Raw genomic sequence first — 17,017 nt, forward strand, 5'->3', positions numbered from 1 at the left:
AGAGTCCGCACAGTTCCGGCTCGGCCGGTTGATGACGTGCAAATTCTTGACGGCCGTCGGGTACGCGTCTAACGTCGTGCCGCACCAGGCACAACCGCCAGCTAGGGATGCCCGTCATGGCGAGTTCGGCAGGGACCGCTCACGACCCGGCGCAGCTTCGGCGCGCGGTTGCGTCGAGCTTCCTCGGCAGCATGATCGAGTACTACGACTTCCTGCTGTACGCCACGGCGGCGGCGGTCGTGTTCGGCGTGGTGTTCTTCCCGGCGCTGGACCCGGTCGCGGGGCTGGTGGCGAGCCTGGGGACGTTCGCGGCCGGGTACCTGGCCAGGCCGGTCGGGGGTGCGCTGTTCGGGCACTTCGGCGACCGGATCGGCCGCAAGCGGATGCTGCTGACCACGATGACGCTGATGGGCGTGGTGAGCTTCCTCATCGGGGTGCTGCCGACGTACCAGGCGATCGGAATCTGGGCGCCGGTCATCCTGGTCGTGCTGCGCATCCTGCAGGGGCTCGCGGTCGGCGGCGAGTGGGGCGGCGCCGTGCTGATGTCCGCCGAGCACGCGCGGTCCCGGCGCGGGCTCTGGGCCGGGTTCACCAACGCGGGCGGGCCGTGCGGGATGGTGCTCTCCACGGCGGCGCTCAGCGGGTCCGCCGCGATCGCCGGCGAGCAGGGGTTCCTGGCCTGGGGGTGGCGGGTCCCGTTCCTGCTCAGCATCGTGCTGCTCGCGGTCGGGCTCTACGTGCGGCTCAAGGTGGCCGAGACGCCCGTGTTCGCCGCGGCCGCCGCCGGTGACCGGACGACGACGTTCCCGCTGGTCGACGTGCTGCGCAACCACCCGAGGAACCTGCTGCTCGCGGTCGGGATCGGGCTGGCCGCGTTCGCCGCGCAGGGCACCCTGACCACCTTCGTGATCGCGTACGGGGTGCACGCCGGGCATTCCCGGCAGTCTCTGCTGGTCGGGCTGACGCTGTCCTCGGGGCTCGCGGTCCTGGGCATCATCGGGTACTCGGCGCTGTCCGACCGGCTCGGGCGCCGGCCGGTGGTGCTCGGCGGCGCGGTGGCGATGGCGGTGTTCAGCTTCGCGCTGTTCCCGATGGTCGACAGCGGCGCGACGGCCGTCATGGTGCTCGCGCTGGTCCTGGGCCAGGCGCTCATCCACCCCGCGATGTACGGGCCGCTGGCCGCGCTCTACGCCGAGCTGTTCCACACCCGCAGTCGCTACACCGGGGCGTCGCTGGGCTACCAGCTCGCCGCGTTCGGCGCCGGGCTGGCCCCGCTGCTGTTCAGCACCCTGCTCGCGGAGGGCATCGGCACCCTGGGGATGTCCGTGATCATCGCGGCGCTGTGCGTGGTGACGGTCCTGTGCGTGCGCGCCGTCCCGGAGACGAACGCGATCGCGCTGGACGACGTGTCGAAGGATCACGCCCCGAGGTGATGCGCGAGCCGTAGCAGCCAGTCGTCCTCGCCGGGGCCCGCGATCAGTTGCAGCCCGACCGGCGGCTCCCCCGGCGAGGCCACGGGCACGCTCACGGCCGGGAAGCCTGTCGAGTTCGCGGCGGCGGTGAACAGGTCGCCGACCTCCGGCCAGCCGACGCGCTCCCGGTCGCCGTCGGCGGGTGCGGTCACGGCGACCGTCGGGGTGGCGATGGCGTCGACCCGGTGCAGCGCGTCGAGGTGTTCGCCCGCGATGCGCAGGCGTTGGGCGTGGGCGGCGGCGAGCTGGGCGGGGGTGAGCCTGCTGCCGGCGCTGACCACGGCCAGGACCCTCGGGTCGGGTGCGGGGTCGGCGGTCACGGCGGCGCGCAGGGTCACGGCGGACTCGGCCGCGAGCACCAGGTAGTTCGTGGTGGCGGCGGTGGCCGCGGTGACGGGCAGGTCGATCGGGACGATCTCGACGGCGGCCGCCTCCAGCCGGGCGAGGCAGCAGGCGACGACCGGCGGGTCGGCCCGCGAGACCCAGTCGACGGGCCACCCGACGCGCACGGGGCCTCGCCGGTCGCCCGGAACGGCGGGGGCGCCGGAGAGCTGGGCGAGCGCTGCCGAGGCGAGCGCGGCGGTGGGGGCGAGCAGGCCGACGTGGTCCAGGCTGTCCGCCAGCGGCACGCAGCCCGCGCGGGAGACCGCGTCGAAGGTGGGCTTCATGCCGACCACCCCGCAGAACGCGGCCGGGATGCGCACCGATCCGCCCGTGTCGGTGCCCAGCGCGAGGTCCACCAGGCCGGCCGCGACCGCCACCGCCGACCCGCCGGACGACCCACCCGCGGTGCACCCTGGCGCGCGCGGGTTGCGCAGCGGCCTTCGGTGCGGGTTGCCGTCCAGGCACATCGCGAGCTCGGTCATGGCGCATCCCGCGACCGGCAGCGCCCCGGCCCGGCGCAGCGCGGCGACCGAGGCGGCGTCGCGGCGGGCGGCGGGCACGTCGACGCCGCGACCGGCCCTGGTCAGGCGGCCTGTGACGTCGAGGTTCTCTTTGACCCCGAGTGCCAGCCCGGCCAGCGGCCCGGCGGTGGACGTCGGCGTCCAGTCCGACCAGACCAGCGCCCCGAGCCCCGGGTCGAGCCGGCGGGCACGGTCCGCGCGCTCGCGCAGCCGGTCCGCCGTCGCGCGAGGCGGCGCGTAGTGCCCGGGCGCGGCCAGCCGGGGCAGCTCGCGCGGCGGGGCCTGGGCCGACCGGCGCGGCGGCTCGTCGCGGCCGAGCCGTTCGGCGGCGGTGCGCAGCACGTCGAGCTCGGCGGCGGCCGCATCGTCGAGGGGCAACGGCCAGCCCCGCTCAGCCACCCCACACCTCGGTGCCGCCCACCACCGTGCGCAGGACGGGGATGTCGGCGAGGTCCCCGACCGGCACCGCCAGCGGGTCGGCGCCGAGCACGACGTAGTCGGCCAGATACCCCGGCGCGAGCCGTCCCTTGTAGTGGCCCTCGCCGGCCACCGTCGCCGAGCCCACCGTGTACACCCAGAGCGCCTCGGCGGCGCTGACGCGCTGCTCAGCCCCCAGCACCGTGCCGTCGCTCGACTCGCGGGTGGTCATGCCGCGCAGCGCGGCCAGCGGTTCGTACGGGCTGGTGCTGTAGTCCGAGCTGCCGCCGACCGGAACGCCGTGGTCGAGCAGCCACCGGTGCGCGAACATCCGCCGCAGCCGCTCCGCGCCGTACCAGGCCAGCAGCTTCGACCCGTGCGCGCCCACGTACCCGCCGAACGGGACGACGGCGAGCCCGGCCGCCCGGATGCGGCGCACCAGCTCCGGGGTGAGGACCGAGCAGTGCTCGATCCGGTGCGGCTGCACGGGGCCGGTGTCGCCGCTCTCCCTGAGGACGCCTTCGACGACGTCGAGCAGCTCCCCGATGGCGCGGTCGCCGTTGGCGTGCACGGCCAGCGCGCTGCCGGCCAGGTGCACCCGGCGGAACAGCTCGCGCAGCTCCTCGGTCGGCGTGACCCGCACGCCGTGCTCCCCGGAGCCCTCGAACGGCTGCTCCAGCAGGCAGCTCCGGCCGGCCACCGCGCCGTCCACGAACGCCTTGAAGCCGCCGACCCGCAGCCACTCGTCACCGAACCCGCTGCCCACGCCCGCCGCCAGGTACTCCTCCACGTGCACCGCGTCGATCAGCGCGGTGACCCGCACGGACAGCCGCCCCCGCCGGCGCGCCTCCCGGTAGAGGGCGAGCTGGCCGGCCGTGACCAGCGCGTCCCCGACCGAGGTGATGCCGGCGGCGTGGTAGCGGCGGGTCAGCTCGGCGATCCCGTCGATGTGCTCGTCGGTGGACGGCAGGTCGACCACCGCGTCGTCGCTCCAGGCCAGCCGGAACAGCTCCAGCTCGGTGACCACGCCGTCGCCGTGCCTGTCCAGCCCGGCCAGTTCGAGCGCCGGGGTGTTCAGCACGCCCCAGTGATCGGAGACCTGGGTGACCAGGATCGGGTGCTCGACGCTGACCCGGTCCAGGTCCGCCCGGGTGATCTGAGGGCCGTCGCCCCGGGTCTCGTCGTAACGGAACGCCCGGACCCACCGGCCCGGCGGGGTACGGGCGGACCGCTGCGCCAGCGCGGCCAGCATCGCCCGCGAGTCGGCCAGCTCGCCGGCGTCGACCTGGTCCACCGTCACCGCCATGTCGACCAGGTGCTGGTGCGCGTCGTTGAAGCCCGGGACCAGCACGGCGTCGCCGTGGTCGCGAACCTCCGCGCCGGGGAACCGCTCGCGCAGCTCGCCCGGCGCGCCGACGGCCACGATCCGGTCACCGAGCACCGCCATGGCCCGCGCGGACGGCACGGCGTCGTCCATGGTCCTGATCAGTGCGGCGGTGACGATGTGCGGGCGGGCGCTCATCCGACCCGCAGCTCCAGGGGGGTGCACACCGAGCCGTTGGTCGGCCAGTAGTCCACCGAGCACGCGGTGAGCACCACCAGCAGGTCGCGCAGGGCCCGGAACGACGCGCTGTCCCCCGGCCCGGACACCGCGGAGTGCACGACCAGGGTGCCGTCGGCCTCGGGGGTGGAGTTCTGGAACACGTTCACCGGGTCCGGCACCACCGGCAGCGACAGACCGATCGACGCCGCCGCGGTGAGGAAGTTGTCCCGGCAGTTCGGGTGGTCGGTGAGCCCTTCGCTCTCGTAGAGCCAGGTGTCGCAGGGCGGGAAGAGCATGTCGTGCCTGCCGGGCGACTCGTCGGCGACGAACTCCAGGATGGGGCGGCCGGTCTGGTCGAGGAACTCCAGCCCGACGCGCGGCACCAGCGTCTCCTGGCGGTCCCTGGTGTGGCTGGTCGACAGCCACCTGTCGTGGTCGCGGGCGTCGATGGCCCACAGGTCGCCGACCTGCCGGCCCTGCAGGTCGACGACCCGCACGGTCTCCCCCTCGGACACCGCGAGCGCGCGGCCGGACTGGGCTGGCACCGTCACCGTCGCGCGAACCTCGCGCAGCGGCTCGTTCATTCGTTCTCTCCTTCGTTCTCTCTAGCCGAGGGTGAGCACATGGTGCAGCACTCCCCCGGCGTCCAGGTCGATGATCGCGCCGCGCAGCATCCCGGCGCCCGCCTCGCTGCCCGGGTTGAGCGCCACGGTGACGCCCAGGGTGGTCTCGCCCCGGCTGTCCTCCATGCGGCCGTGCAGCGACAGCACCGGCCGGTACCGCTCGATCGCCTCGCGCACCGCCGTGCTCCCGGCCGGGGCGAGCACGTCCTGGCCCGCCTCGGTGCGGATGCGCAGCTGCGCGTCCACCACCGGGCCGGAGTCCAGCTCGGAGTCGAACGGCGGGGTGTGCGTGTTCAGGATCAGCTGGCCGTCCGCGCCGTCGAACGCCGCCGCGAGGCGCTCGGCCAGCTCCTCCTCGCAGACCTCCCGGTGGCACCGCCAGGGCGTCGGGTTGGCGTAGCCGCAGCTCACCAGGGTGCGCCGGTCGTCGAGCGGCAACGCCCGGCCCTCGCAGAACCGCACCTCGCCGGACCGCTCCAGCACCGCGTCCAGCTCGAACGGATCGTCGTTGCCGCAGTTGACGAACGGCCGGGGCACGTCGGCGGCCGCCGTCATGTCCAGCCACCGCCGCAGCCGTTCGAGCGCCAGCCCGACGAACGCCGCCTCCACCGCCGCCGGGTCGCCCTCCAGCGCCCGCAGCTCGTCGACGTCGGTCAGGTAGCCGTACTGGCCGGCGTCCGCCAACTCCCGCTCGAACCCCGCCACCTCGGCGCGGGTGCCGAGCGCGACCTCGCGGCCGCCGTGCTCGGCTCGCCAGCCGCCGCCGGGAGCGGGAACGATCGGCACGATGCGGGTCCCCGTCAGGTTGCCGTTGAGGATGAGCACGTCGGCCTCGTAGGCCGCGGCCGCGTTCAGGAACTTGGCGAAGCACCTGTCCGAACCGCGCGGGTCGCTGGCGTAGAAGACGCGGGTCTGCCTGGTCATCGGGTCGGCAGCTCTCGGAAGGTGGCGTCGAAAGGCACCCCGCGACGCCGCTGGACCGCGCGGGCGACGAGGAATATCAGCGCGCCGAGCACCCAGAGCCCGCCGAGGAAGAGCAAACCGCTCAGGCCGTTCGCGCCGAGTGCGTCGTTGGTGAGGAATGCGTACACCATCGCGCCGAGCATGACCAACGACGCCGCACCGGCGATCACGATGACCGGAATTCCGAGGAACCGGATGTCACCCGCCGAGCCCCGGTACAGGTCCTTCTTCCAGAACGGCAACACGATTCCGGCGGCGGCCACCGTCAGGAACGTGGCGATGAAACCGAGGGTGGTGCCGGCCAGGAACGTCACGCTGCCGCCGAACGTGTAATAGAACAGCGAGAGCAGCGACAGCACGCCGAACGCCACCAGCGCGTTCACCGGCGTCCGGCGGCGCGCGTCGACCCTGGCCAACTGCCGAGGGGTGATCCGGTCGAAGGACCACACCACGAAACAACGGCTCATCGTCAACGTGGCGAACACCATGTTGCCGACGATGAGCGAAAGGAAAGAGACGTTGATGGCCACGGCGAACAGCCAGTTGTGTTCGGTCAGGATCGCCAGATAGGCGAAGCTCGGCGGCGAGTCCAGCGGATAGCGGTCCGGCGCGACCTCGGCCAGGTAGTTGCTCGCGGCGAGGAACTCCGACCCCCAGGCCCGCTCGGCGATGAACGCCATCACCGCCATCACGGCGCCGCCGATCAGCGCCGCGCCGTACACCGCGCGCGGCATCGACCGCTTGACGTCCTCGACCTCGTCGGTGGCATAGGTGGCGCAGCTGACGAACAGCGTGGCCAGGCTGATCAGCGCGACCGCCTGCAGGGTCGGCGCCAGGCCGGACTGCGCGGGCACGAACCCGGCGGCGCGCGCGGAGTCCAGGATGCCGGTGAAGGAGGCCTTCTCGTCGACGGCCGCGACAAAGGCCCGCCGGCCCGCGAACGCGAGCACCGCGAGCACCCCGAACAACAGGGTGACACCGATGAAGAACGACCATTTCGTCAGGCGCATCGCAAGCTTGGTGCCGGCGATCGCGGGAATCGTGGTCAGCGCGATGAGCAGCACGCCGACCAGCAGCACGAACCATTTCTCGCTCGTCACCGCCAGCGCGGGCCGCCAGCCGACCGCCGAGAAGAAGCTCCCCAGGTAGACGGTGGAGAACTGGTTCGCGAGCAAACCCCCGAACAGGATGTTCCAGCAGATGAAGCTGAAGTTCGCGGCGAACCCGACAACCGGATGGAACACCCGGGAGACGAACACGTACTCACCGCCGGAACGGGGCATCACCAGCGTGAACAGGACATAGACGGTGGCCAGCGCCATCGAGGGCACCATCGACAGCACGACCGCGAGCGTCACGTTCGCGCCCGGAAACGTATAGGGGACCACCACCAGCGTGGCGACCGACGCCACGAAGTTGACGATCAGAATGTTACCGACCAGCGAGTCCAGCGCGGAGATGTTGCGGATCAATCCGGCGGAACGGCGGACGAAACCGCCATGGACGACACCGGATCCGGGTGCCACAACCCAACGGGGCTCGGGTGATGACGCATTGACGACATTGGCCATGGGCGTTCACTCCCTCCTGTCGGACTCCGCGCGAAGCGACACTAGCCGAGCTGGACAGTCTGTTCAAGGTCCAACGTTTAGCTGACTGGAGCCGGTTGTTCGCCACTCTTCGTAGGCGAGCGACCACGCTGGGTGTCACCCGTCGGGAGGATCCGAGAGAAATACGTGTCCCGCGCCGCGCGTCGCTGTGACACACGGTGATCTTTTCCGGGTAGTCTCTGCGGCGATCACCCCGCCGGGGTGGTCAGTGCTCTCTAGTGGTTGTCAGTGAGGGCGCCGCCCGGGTCCCCGAAGTCCCCGAGTCGTCCCGGGCGGCGCCCGACACCACCCGCATCGGTCGAATGACCGATGTCCGCGCCCCGAGCCCCACCTACTGTCGCCGGCACCGACGCCGACCAGGAGGAACGACAGTGGCATGGGGCGGCAGGATCGCGGTGGTCACGGGCGCGGCGGGAGGCATCGGCACGGCCTTCGCCGACCGGCTGGCCGGCCTGGGCGCGACGGTGGTGCGCGCGGACGTCCGCTATGCCGCGGCGGCCGGCGAAGACCGGGTGCACCTCGACGTCGCCGACCCCGCGTCCTGGGACCGGCTGCGCGGGCTCGTCAGCGAGCGGTTCGGGCCGCCGGACCTGCTGGTGAACAACGCCGGCGTCAGCGCGAGGACCGACCTGGTCACCACTACCGACGAGGACTTCGCCCGGGTCCTGGCGGTGAACGCGTTCGGCGCCTGGCGGGGCATCAAGACGTTCGCGGACGACCTCGCGTCCACCCGGGGCGCGGTGGTGAACGTCGGCTCGATCTACGGCGCCACCACGCCGCCCACCGGGGCCGGAACGGTGCCCTCGTCCGTCGCCTACCAGATGAGCAAGGCGGCGGTGCACCAGCTGACCAAGGTCGCCGCCGTCGAGCTGGCCCCGCGCGGGATCCGGGTCAACGCCGTGCTGCCCGGGGTGTTCCGCACGCCGCTGCTCGACGACCTGCCGCCGGAGGCCGTCGACGCCCGGGTGCGGCGGGCGCCGATGTCGCGCCCCGGGGCCACCGGCGAGCTGGCGGACGCGCTCGCGTTCCTCGCCGGGCCGGGGGCCTCGTTCGTGACGGGCGTCCTGCTGCCGGTGGACGGCGGCTACCTGGCGGCATCGTGAGAGGACCACAACCCATGACGGCACAACACGCCGAGCCGGCCACCGGGTTCACGCTGCGCGCGGTGTTCGCCGGCAGCGTCGGGAACCTGCTCGAACAGTACGACAACCTGGTCTACGCCTACTCAGCGGTGTACCTGAGCGCGCAGTTCTTCGCGGGCGGTTCGTTCTCGGCGCTGTTGTCCACGTTCGCGGTGTTCGCCGTCGGCTTCTTCGCCCGGCCGCTGGGCACCGTCGTGTTCGGGCACATCGGCGACAAGGCGGGCCGGCGTCCCGCGCTGCTGGCCAGCGTGATCCTGATGGGCGCGGCGACGGTGCTGATCGGGCTGCTGCCGGGGCACCAGACGATCGGCGCCGCCGCGCCCGTGCTGCTGGTGCTGCTGCGGCTGTTCCAGGGGTTCGCCGTGGCGGGCGAGTGGGCCGGGTCGGCGACCATGCTCGTGGAGTTCGCCGGACCCGGCACGCGCGGGCGCTACGGCAGCCTCAACCAGGTCAGCACCGCGGCCGGGTTCCTTCTCGCCGCCGCGGTCGTCGCGCTGAACTCGCTGTTCTGGACCGATCAGGGCATGGCGGAGCTCGGCTGGCGGGTGCCGTTCCTGGTCGGCGCGCTGACCGCGCTGGTCGCACTCCTGCTGCGGTTCGGCCTGGAGGACACGCCCGCCTTCCGCGAGCAGGCGGCCGCCGGCGCCACCAGCACCAGCCCGCTGCGGCTGGCCCTGCGTACCCAGAAGGCCGCGATGGCCCGGGGGTTCTTCTTCACCGTGAGCTGGACGGTGGCGTACTTCTTCTTCCTCACCTACCTGCCGACGCACCTGCGCAAGCAGGTCGGGCTCGACGCCGGCACCGTCCAGGCGTCGAACGTGGTGGGGCTGCTGGTCCTGACCGTCGCGATCTTCGGCTTCGGCGTGCTGTCCGACCGGATCGGGCGCAAGCCGCTGCTGCTGGTCGGGTCCGGCGGGTTCGTGCTGCTCAGCTTCCCGGTCATGTGGCTGTTCCAGACCGGGAGCGTCGCCGGCGCGTACCTCGGCCAGATCGTGATCGCGCTGGTCCTCGCCGCGTTCTCCGGGCCGGGCCCGGCGGCGCTGGCCGAGCTGTTCCCGACCAACGTCAGGTACTCCGCGCTGGGCATCGGCTACAACTTCTCGGTCATGGCGTTCGGCGGCACGGCCGGCTTCATCGCGACCGCGCTGGTCGCGGCCACCGGCAACGCGCTCGTGGTGGCCGCGCTCCCGACGGCCGCCGCCGTCATCACCTTCGTCACCGTGTGCCTGATGCCCGAGACCGTCCACACCGAGCTGAGGTGAGATCGACCATGAACGATCCGCGACTGATCGTCCTACAGGGCAGCTACCGCCGGATGGGCGAGGAGCTCGGCGCGCGCACCGCCGACCTGATCGCGCGCAGCCTGGACACCTACGTCGGCCGGTTCCACGACGACGCCGGCCTCAGCGACGCCGACATCGACAGGTGGGGACGGGTGTACCTGGACGTCGCGGCGTCCTACTCCCCCGAGATCGCCGCGATGCTGCACGGCATGGCGGCCGGATCCGGCCATCCCGCGCACCGGCTCGCCGCGCTGAACGCCCGCACCGAGATGCTCTACGGCACCGGCTACCGCGACGAGGGCTGCACCTCGCTGTCCGTGCTGCCGCGCTACACCGCGAACGGCCACACCCTGCTCGCGCAGAACTGGGACTGGCATCCCGAGCAGGCCGAGGTGACGTTCCTGCTGGCCACCCGCGACGAGACCGGGTTCGCGGTGCTGTCGCTGGCGGAGGCGGGGATGCTGGCCAAGAGCGGCCTCAACTCCGCCGGCCTGGGCGTCTGCGCCAACCTGCTGGTGTCCGACCTGGACCGCGGCGGCGAGGGCGTGCCGTACCACTACCTGCTGCGCGGCGCGCTCCAGGCCGGGACGATGTCCGCCGCGCACCGGCGCCTGCTGCCGGTCGACCGGATCTCGTCGGGCAACGTGCTGCTCGCCGACGCGGGTGGGGAGTCGATCGACCTGGAGCTGGCGCCCGGCGTGTTCGGCACGCTGCTCCCCGAGGGCGGGTTGATCACGCACTCCAACCACTTCCAGGCGCCGCTGCCGCTGCGCGACCTGAAGGCGGCGACCAGCGCGCTGACGCTGCTGCGCCCGGCACGGGCCCGGCACCTGCTCGAACCGGCGCTGGAGGAACGCCGGGTGCGGGTGGAGGACGTGGTGGCGACGCTGCGCGACGAGTGGTCCCACCCGGACGGCATCTGCCGCCATCCCGACCCCTCCGTCCCCGCCGGCGAACGCAGCGCCACCGTCTACTCGCTGGTCATGGACCTGACGGACAGGGTGCTGTGGATAGCGGCCGGCCCGCCGAGCAGGCACGCCTACCTCCGCTGGGAGCTGTCCTCCCTGTTCGACGGCTCGCCGGTCGCGTCCCGTGAGTTCGTGCCGTTGGCGGAGGCCGCATGAACCGGGGAACCGTCTGCCTGACCTTCGACTTCGACGCCATCTCGCTGTGGATCGCCCGAGGCCAGACCACGCCAGGGCCGGTGTCCCGGGGCGAGTTCGGCGCCTACGCGATCGACCGGATCCTGGGCCTGCTGCGCCGCGCCGGCGTCCCCACCACGTTCTTCATCCCGGGACACACGCTGGAGACCTACCCCGCCCAGTGCGCGGCCGTCGCCGAGGCCGGGCACGAGATCGCGCTGCACGGCTACGCGCACGAACCGGTGTCCACACTGGACAGGGACGCCGAGCTGGCGGTGAACCGGCGCTCGGCCGCGCTGATCGAGCGGCTGACCGGCCACCCGCCGGCCGGGCACCGCACGCCGAGCTGGGACTTCACCGACAACACGATCCCGATCCTCACCGAGCTGGGCGTCGAGTACGACTCGTCGTTGATGGGCACGGACTTCGAGCCGTACTTCGCGCGGGTCGGCGACCAATGCGACCCCGACGGCCCGTTCCGGTTCGGCGACGCCTCGCCGGTGGTCGAGCTGCCGGTCTCGTGGACGCTGGACGACTACCCGCACCTGGAGTTCGTGCGCACGCGTGAGCTCGTGATGCCGGGGCTGCGGGACGCCGAGGCGATGTTCGCCCGGTTCCTCGCCGACGTCCGGTACATGGCCGACACCGTCCAGGGCGGGGTGGCGACGGTGACGCTGCATCCGCAGGTCATCGGCAGGGGCGCGCGCATGGCCGCGCTGGAGCGGTTCGTCGCCGGCTGCCGCGAGCTGGGCGTCGCGTTCGAGCGGTGCGTGGACGTGGCGCGCCGCGTGCGGCCCGGGCTCAGCTGAGCAGCCTGCGGTTGGCGCCGCCGGCGATCCGGTACACCAGGTGCGGATGGCCGAGGGTGGGATCGCCGGTGTCGTCCGGACAGGTGAGCCCGCGCTGGCCGCGCCCGACGAACCGGTGCGCCCCGGTCACGCCGAACGAGGCGATCGAACGCAGCTGCTCGCGCACGGCCACGAAGTCCCACGGCCTGCTCACCCGGCTCCACGCCTGGGCGAGGAGGTTGACCATGTCGTAGTGCACGGCCGCGGCCGCCGGACCGGGCTCGGCGCCGAAGGTCGCTTGGAAGCGCCGCTCGAACCCGGCGCACAGCGGGCCGTCCACGTTGCCGATCACGGTCGACCAGATCAAACCCTCGCCCAGCTCGCCGAACCGTCGCGCGAACCCCGGCGCGACCGGCGACCACGCGGCGTGCAGCAGCGCCCGGCCCCGCAGCGGCGCGGCGGCGGTCAGGAACGCGCGCAGCGTCGGCTCCGGGAAGATGGACAGGGACACCGCGTCCGGTTCGGCCAGATCGAGCCGCCGCACGAGGTCGGTGAAGCTCGCGGCGCGATCCGGGACCGGTTCGAGGAACACCAGGTTCCAGCCGGCCCGCGCGGCCTGCCGCTGCGCGCGCTCGGTGACGCCCGCGTCGAACGTGCTCTCCCGCTGCAGCACGGCCAGCCGACGGCGCCCGGGCCGGAACGCGCCACGGTCCGCCAGGTACCGCAGGGTCCGCAGCAGGCCGGGCACATAGGCCGACTCGGTGGCGCACACCTGGAACACCGCCCCGAGCCCACCCGGGTCGGCGTGCACGTCGTCGGACAGCGCCGGGCCGGTCATGCTGTGCAGCACCGGCGCCCCGGCGGCCGCGGCGTCGGCGATCGCGGGCCGGGCGAACGGGAACGGGAAGTTCCCGAGCATGATTGCGTCCACTCCGCGAGCGGTGAGCGCCATGACGGCGTCGCCCAGCCCGTCGGCGGTCGCGGTGACCGTCACGTGCTCCACCCGGCGGCCGGCGATGCCGCCGCGCGCGTTCAGCTCCCGCACCGCCAGCCGCGCGCCCCGGCGCATCGCCACGACGCCCGTGCCCGCCGTCGGGTACACCGCGCCCAGCAGCGCCGGCCGCTGCCTCGGTACGGACACGGCGGACACGGTTCGGGACCCGAGCACGGCGAGCAGCGGCGCGGGCAGCACCAGGTCCGGGCTGGGCAGCGGCGCGACGTAGGCGTCCTCGGCGGCGATCAGCGTCGCCACCAGCGCACGCGACGCGGCCCCGGTCTTGGCGAACACGTGCTCGAGGTGGGTGGCCACCGTGCGGCGCGTGCAGCCCAGCGCGTCGGCGATCGCCTGGTTCGCCAGCCCGCCCGCGACGCACGTCGCCACCTGCAGCTCGCGCACGGTCAGCCCGTACGGCGCCTCGGCGTCGACGACGTCGAGCCGCGCCACCGGCCGTCCGGAGTCCGGCACGTCGACGCTCACCCGGCGCACCGCGTTCCCGGCGATGTCTAGGTAACGAAGGTGCCCGCCACGCAGCCGCCGGGCCGCGCGCCTGGCCACCCGCACCAGGTCCGGCCGCGCCTCGAAGAACGCCGGGTCGCTGCCGCTGCCGTCGCCGAGCTCCGGCTGCAGCCACCGCCGCCCGCCGCCGTCCGGGACCACGTCGTCCACGGCCACCTCCCGGGTTCTCGCCGGGAAGTATCGCAACCGTCCGCGCCTACCGCCGCGCAAGCCAGGCGTCGAACGTGATCGCCCCCAGCTCGGCGTCCGGCCCCGGGACCAGCGTGTCCTCGTCCAGGCGCGCGCCGTAGTAGCGGGCCCGCTCGTCGGTGACGACCTCACGCGGGTCGCCGTTCGCGACCAGCGCCCTGCGCACCAGCTCGTCGAGCCTGACCCGCTCCGGGCCGCCGATCTCGCGGATCCCGTTGACCGGCTCGCCCACCGCGACGCGGGCGACGGCGGCGGCGACATCGTCCGAGGCCATCGGCTGGAACTGGACCGGAGGGAGCCTGACCGTGCCGTCGACCGTGCTGAAGTCCGCGATCGGCATGACGAACTCGAAGAACTGCGGGGCGTGCACGATCGAGTACGGCAGGCCCGACTCGCGGATCAGCCGCTCCTGGACGATCTTCGCGCGGAAGTAGCCCGACTCCGCCAGCCGGTCCGTGCCGACCACCGACAACGCCACGTAGTGCCCGACGCCCGCCTTCGCGGCGTGCGCGAGCAGGTTGGTGGTGGACGTCCGGAAGAACTCCAGCACCGCGTCGTCGGCGAACGACGGCGAGTTCGACACGTCGACCACGGCCGCCGCCCCGTCGAGCACCTCCGCCAGCCCCTCACCGGTCAGCGTGTTCACCCCGGTGCTCGGCGCCGCGGCCACCGCCTCGTGTCCGTGCTCGCCGAGCCCGGCCACCACCTTCGACCCGATGAGCCCCGTCCCACCGATCACAACAACCTTCACGGCCTTGTCCCTTCTCCTTCGATGAACGCGATGCCGCGTCCGATACGAGGACAGGGCGGCCCCCGGATTTGTGACGGCTACCGGCACGCCGGGGCGGCGATCCGCTCCATCTTCGCCGGGTTCATGACCCAATAGATGCGGTCGATGCGGTCGATGCGGTCCTCGGTCCCGCTCACGGTGAGCCAGGCCGCCGCCGCGCCGTCCCGCGTGACCAGCACCGACGAACGGCCGTTGGCGTCGACCCAGTCGACCTCCGTCCCGGCCCAGAACCGCGAGGCGAACGCCGCCACGTACTTCGCGACCCGCGTGCGCCCGAACACCGGGATGCGCGACGCACCCCGTACCGCCCCGCCCCCGTCCGAGTAGCTGGCCACGTCCTCGGCGAACAGCGACTCCAGCTCGTCGAAGTCACCGCGCCGCGCCGCGGCGAGGAACGCCGCGAGCAGCCTGCGCTGGCGGGCGGCGTCCACGGACGCGCGCCGCTGCGCCGTCACCGCCCGCCGCGCCCGGCTCACCAGCTTGCGCGCGTTCGGCCCCGAGACCCGCAACACCTCCGCGATGCGCTCGTACGGGTAGTCGAACGCCTCCCTGAGCACGAACGCCGCGCGCTCGGTGGGCGACAGCGTCTCCAGCAGCACCAGCACCGCCGTCTCCAGTGCCTCGCCGCGCTCGGCGCCCAGCGCGGGATCCGCCGCCGTGTCGACGGGCTCGGGAAGCCACGGGCCCACGTAGGTCTCGCGGCGCGCGCGGGCTGTCTGGGTCGCGTTGATCGCCAGCCGGGTGGTCATCGTGACCAGGAAGCCGGTCGCGTCCCGCACCGAGGCGCGGTCGTGCGCCTGCCACCTCACCCAGACGTCCTGCACCACGTCCTCGGCGTCGGCGATGCCGCCGAGCATCCGGTACGCAATCCCGAACAGCCGTGGCCGCACCCGCGCGAAGTCGCCGGCCACCGTGACCAGATCGCCGTCCGCCGTCGCCACCCGCCCATCATCCCTCAGGCATAGAAGTCGCGAACGGCTCCGGCGACGGCGGCCGGGTTCTCCAGCGTCGGGAAGTGCGTCTGGCCCGGGATGTGCACCGGGGCGAACCACGGGTGCTCGCGCGAGAACTCCTCCTGGTAGGCGCGATAACCGGGGTCGAGCGGCTGGGAGTAGACGTGCAGCACCCGCAGCCGGTCGGCCAGCGCCGACATCCGCCTGAGCGGGTCCCCCCACTCCGCGTAGGACCTCTCGATCTCCCGGCAGGCCCGCATCCACATCCGCTCGCCGAACCACGTCATCTCGCGGTTCACGTGGTCGATGACCTCCAGGCAGTCGGTGCCCTCGGTCCACTCGTCGAACAGGCTCTGCCGCGCCGCCACCACGGTCTCCGGCTCGTGCCCCTCCCGGATCTGCCGGTGGAACCCTTCGAACGGCCGCATCAGCCAGTCGATCACCACGGTTCGCCCGAGGCTCGCCGCACCCAGCCGCTCGTGCACGTCGATGTTGACCCAGCACCCGTGCGAGGTGGACACCAGCCGCACGTCCCGCAACCCGAGCCGCTCGATCAGCGCGACCACATCGCCGGCGAGGTCCCGCGCGGTGAAGTCGCCAAGGTCGGTGAGCTTCGCGTCGTGCCCCCGGAAGTTGACCCGCAACACGCGGTAGTTCTCGGCAAGATACGGCTCGATCCGCCCGAACAACCGGTGGTCCTGCGCCCAACCGTGCAACATGACCATCGGCGGCCTGGACGGGTCCCCCGACTCCACGTACTCGATCGGCCAACCGTCGATGGCAATCGTGTTGATCATCGCTGGTGCGTCCTTTCCCATGGGCGTGCCCGGGGCCGGACGGAAAGTGACCGCGCGACCGGACGGACACGGCCGGGATGCGGCAGGCACCCGACCAGAACGGTGACACGGTGTCGTCGGTCGTCACGCTCACGTTATGCCGTTTTCGTGACAGTCGTCAAGACAACGCAGGACGGGCGCGGAGTCGAAGCCCCTCGCACGTGGCAAGGAACCATCGAATCCCTGGCCGCTGTTTCCGCGGGTCAGAGCCCGTGAGTGGTTAGCGTTGCTATGACAACGCTAACCACTCACGGGTTGTGACCAGGTGTTTTACTCGTTCGCGCACAACCCGCGGGGTCAGGCGTTTGCGGACTGGGAGCTGACCGCCTTGGTGGGGATCGGGTCCCACGAGCTACCGTTCGTCGATCTGGTCCTCGATGATCGCCACCAATTTGCGGAGCATATCCACGGCGGCCCGCCGTTCCTCCGGTGCGAAACGCTCGAGCGAATCCCGCTGGTAATCGCGCAGAACGGCGTGCTTCGCCTCCCACAGCCGCCGCCCCTCCTCGGTCAGTTCGACCAGCACCACCCGTTCGTCCTGGCTGCTGGCTCGCCGCCGGACGACCTCCTGGCGTTCCAGCGTGTTCAGCATCCGCGTGACCGTCGGCTGCGCCAGCCCGGCGTACCTGGCGATCGTTCCCACTGGCAGCGGCCCGCGATGGGCGACCGATTCGAGCATCAGCACCTGCGCCTCGCTCAGAACCCGCCCGCCACCGCCGCGCCCGACCACGCCGCGACCGCGCTTGAGCACTCGGTAGATCGCGTCGCAGGCCTGCGCCCACTCGGCCTCCATGGCGGGGTCGATCGGGTCCACCCGGCTTTCCTCTCGTCTCTGACAAATGACC

15 protein-coding genes are annotated in these 17,017 nt (G+C 72.6%); 5 read left to right on the forward strand and 10 right to left on the reverse strand.

Features of this window, described 5'->3' with window-relative positions:
* The first annotated feature begins 116 nt into the window (after positions 1-116).
* On the forward strand, positions 117-1,433 hold the full coding sequence (locus N912_RS0107385) for an MFS transporter (protein WP_169747827.1): 1,317 nt from the start codon (positions 117-119) through the stop codon (positions 1,431-1,433).
* Here N912_RS0107385 and N912_RS50090 read toward each other — a convergent pair.
* From N912_RS50090 to N912_RS0107410, 5 genes are read right to left on the reverse strand one after another with little or no spacing between them, the layout of a single operon-like run.
* Positions 1,418-2,776 (reverse strand): amidase, encoded by a 1,359-nt coding sequence (locus N912_RS50090; protein ID WP_051579787.1) that lies wholly within the window; start codon positions 2,774-2,776, stop codon positions 1,418-1,420. The genes N912_RS0107385 and N912_RS50090 overlap by 16 nt on opposite strands.
* Positions 2,769-4,316 (reverse strand): amidohydrolase, encoded by a 1,548-nt coding sequence (locus tag N912_RS0107395; protein WP_037062945.1) that lies wholly within the window; start codon positions 4,314-4,316, stop codon positions 2,769-2,771. Before N912_RS0107395 ends, N912_RS50090 begins: the two co-directional genes overlap by 8 nt.
* Complete coding sequence (locus N912_RS0107400) at positions 4,313-4,921, reverse strand: DUF1989 domain-containing protein (RefSeq protein WP_037062946.1); 609 nt, start codon at positions 4,919-4,921, stop codon at positions 4,313-4,315. The genes N912_RS0107395 and N912_RS0107400 overlap by 4 nt, the downstream gene beginning before the upstream one ends.
* Before the next feature lie 21 nt (positions 4,922-4,942).
* The gene (locus N912_RS50095) at positions 4,943-5,884 is read right to left on the reverse strand and encodes a metallophosphoesterase family protein (protein WP_051579788.1); all 942 of its coding nucleotides are present in this window, start codon (positions 5,882-5,884) and stop codon (positions 4,943-4,945) included.
* Complete coding sequence (locus tag N912_RS0107410; protein WP_028921948.1) at positions 5,881-7,395, reverse strand: APC family permease; 1,515 nt, start codon at positions 7,393-7,395, stop codon at positions 5,881-5,883. Before N912_RS0107410 ends, N912_RS50095 begins: the two co-directional genes overlap by 4 nt.
* A gap of 509 nt (positions 7,396-7,904) precedes the next feature.
* Here N912_RS0107410 and N912_RS0107415 point away from each other — a divergent pair.
* Genes N912_RS0107415 through N912_RS0107430 form a run of 4 tightly spaced genes read left to right on the forward strand, consistent with a single transcriptional unit; the run spans position 7,905 to position 11,909 of the window.
* Positions 7,905-8,636 (forward strand): SDR family NAD(P)-dependent oxidoreductase, encoded by a 732-nt coding sequence (locus tag N912_RS0107415; RefSeq protein ID WP_028921949.1) that lies wholly within the window; start codon positions 7,905-7,907, stop codon positions 8,634-8,636.
* A 14-nt stretch (positions 8,637-8,650) separates the two neighbouring features.
* Positions 8,651-9,937 (forward strand): MFS transporter, encoded by a 1,287-nt coding sequence (locus N912_RS0107420; RefSeq protein ID WP_084210645.1) that lies wholly within the window; start codon positions 8,651-8,653, stop codon positions 9,935-9,937.
* Between the two features lie 8 nt (positions 9,938-9,945).
* Complete coding sequence (locus N912_RS0107425) at positions 9,946-11,082, forward strand: C45 family autoproteolytic acyltransferase/hydrolase (RefSeq protein ID WP_037062947.1); 1,137 nt, start codon at positions 9,946-9,948, stop codon at positions 11,080-11,082.
* The gene (locus tag N912_RS0107430) at positions 11,079-11,909 is read left to right on the forward strand and encodes a polysaccharide deacetylase family protein (protein WP_028921952.1); all 831 of its coding nucleotides are present in this window, start codon (positions 11,079-11,081) and stop codon (positions 11,907-11,909) included. Before N912_RS0107425 ends, N912_RS0107430 begins: the two co-directional genes overlap by 4 nt.
* On the opposite strand, the gene N912_RS0107435 is transcribed toward N912_RS0107430, so the two are convergent.
* The 5 genes from N912_RS0107435 to N912_RS0107455 form a co-directional block, all read right to left on the reverse strand.
* Positions 11,902-13,554 carry an ABC transporter substrate-binding protein gene (locus tag N912_RS0107435; RefSeq protein ID WP_156993229.1) on the reverse strand — a complete coding sequence of 551 codons (1,653 nt, stop codon included), beginning with the start codon at positions 13,552-13,554 and terminating at the stop codon, positions 11,902-11,904. The two genes, N912_RS0107430 and N912_RS0107435, sit on opposite strands and share 8 nt — an antisense overlap.
* 46 nt (positions 13,555-13,600) lie before the next feature.
* Entirely contained in the window at positions 13,601-14,344 is a 744-nt protein-coding gene (locus N912_RS0107440; protein ID WP_028921954.1) for an SDR family oxidoreductase, read from the reverse strand.
* A 77-nt stretch (positions 14,345-14,421) separates the two neighbouring features.
* The gene (locus N912_RS0107445) at positions 14,422-15,324 is read right to left on the reverse strand and encodes an RNA polymerase sigma-70 factor (RefSeq protein ID WP_037062949.1); all 903 of its coding nucleotides are present in this window, start codon (positions 15,322-15,324) and stop codon (positions 14,422-14,424) included.
* A gap of 14 nt (positions 15,325-15,338) precedes the next feature.
* Entirely contained in the window at positions 15,339-16,133 is a 795-nt protein-coding gene (locus tag N912_RS0107450) for an alpha/beta fold hydrolase (protein WP_028921956.1), read from the reverse strand.
* Positions 16,134-16,524: 391 nt separating this feature from the next.
* The gene (locus N912_RS0107455) at positions 16,525-16,986 is read right to left on the reverse strand and encodes a MarR family winged helix-turn-helix transcriptional regulator (RefSeq protein WP_051579789.1); all 462 of its coding nucleotides are present in this window, start codon (positions 16,984-16,986) and stop codon (positions 16,525-16,527) included.
* Positions 16,987-17,017 lie beyond the last annotated feature (31 nt).

Origin of the sequence: Actinospineispora acaciae DSM 45401 (genome assembly GCF_000620785.1) — a bacterium.
Lineage (GTDB): Bacteria > Actinomycetota > Actinomycetes > Mycobacteriales > Pseudonocardiaceae > Pseudonocardia > Pseudonocardia acaciae.

Bases quoted from the DNA above. Each gene is read 5' to 3' on its own strand.
- N912_RS0107400 (WP_037062946.1), bottom strand. From the start codon at position 4,921: ATGAACGAGCCGCTGCGCGAGGTTCGCGCGACGGTGACGGTGCCAGCC.
- N912_RS0107385 (WP_169747827.1), top strand. From the start codon at position 117: ATGGCGAGTTCGGCAGGGACCGCTCACGACCCGGCGCAGCTTCGGCGC.
- N912_RS0107420 (WP_084210645.1), top strand. From the start codon at position 8,651: ATGACGGCACAACACGCCGAGCCGGCCACCGGGTTCACGCTGCGCGCG.
- N912_RS0107425 (WP_037062947.1), top strand. From the start codon at position 9,946: ATGAACGATCCGCGACTGATCGTCCTACAGGGCAGCTACCGCCGGATG.
- N912_RS0107395 (WP_037062945.1), bottom strand. From the start codon at position 4,316: ATGAGCGCCCGCCCGCACATCGTCACCGCCGCACTGATCAGGACCATG.
- N912_RS0107430 (WP_028921952.1), top strand. From the start codon at position 11,079: ATGAACCGGGGAACCGTCTGCCTGACCTTCGACTTCGACGCCATCTCG.
- N912_RS50095 (WP_051579788.1), bottom strand. From the start codon at position 5,884: ATGACCAGGCAGACCCGCGTCTTCTACGCCAGCGACCCGCGCGGTTCG.
- N912_RS0107450 (WP_028921956.1), bottom strand. From the start codon at position 16,133: ATGATCAACACGATTGCCATCGACGGTTGGCCGATCGAGTACGTGGAG.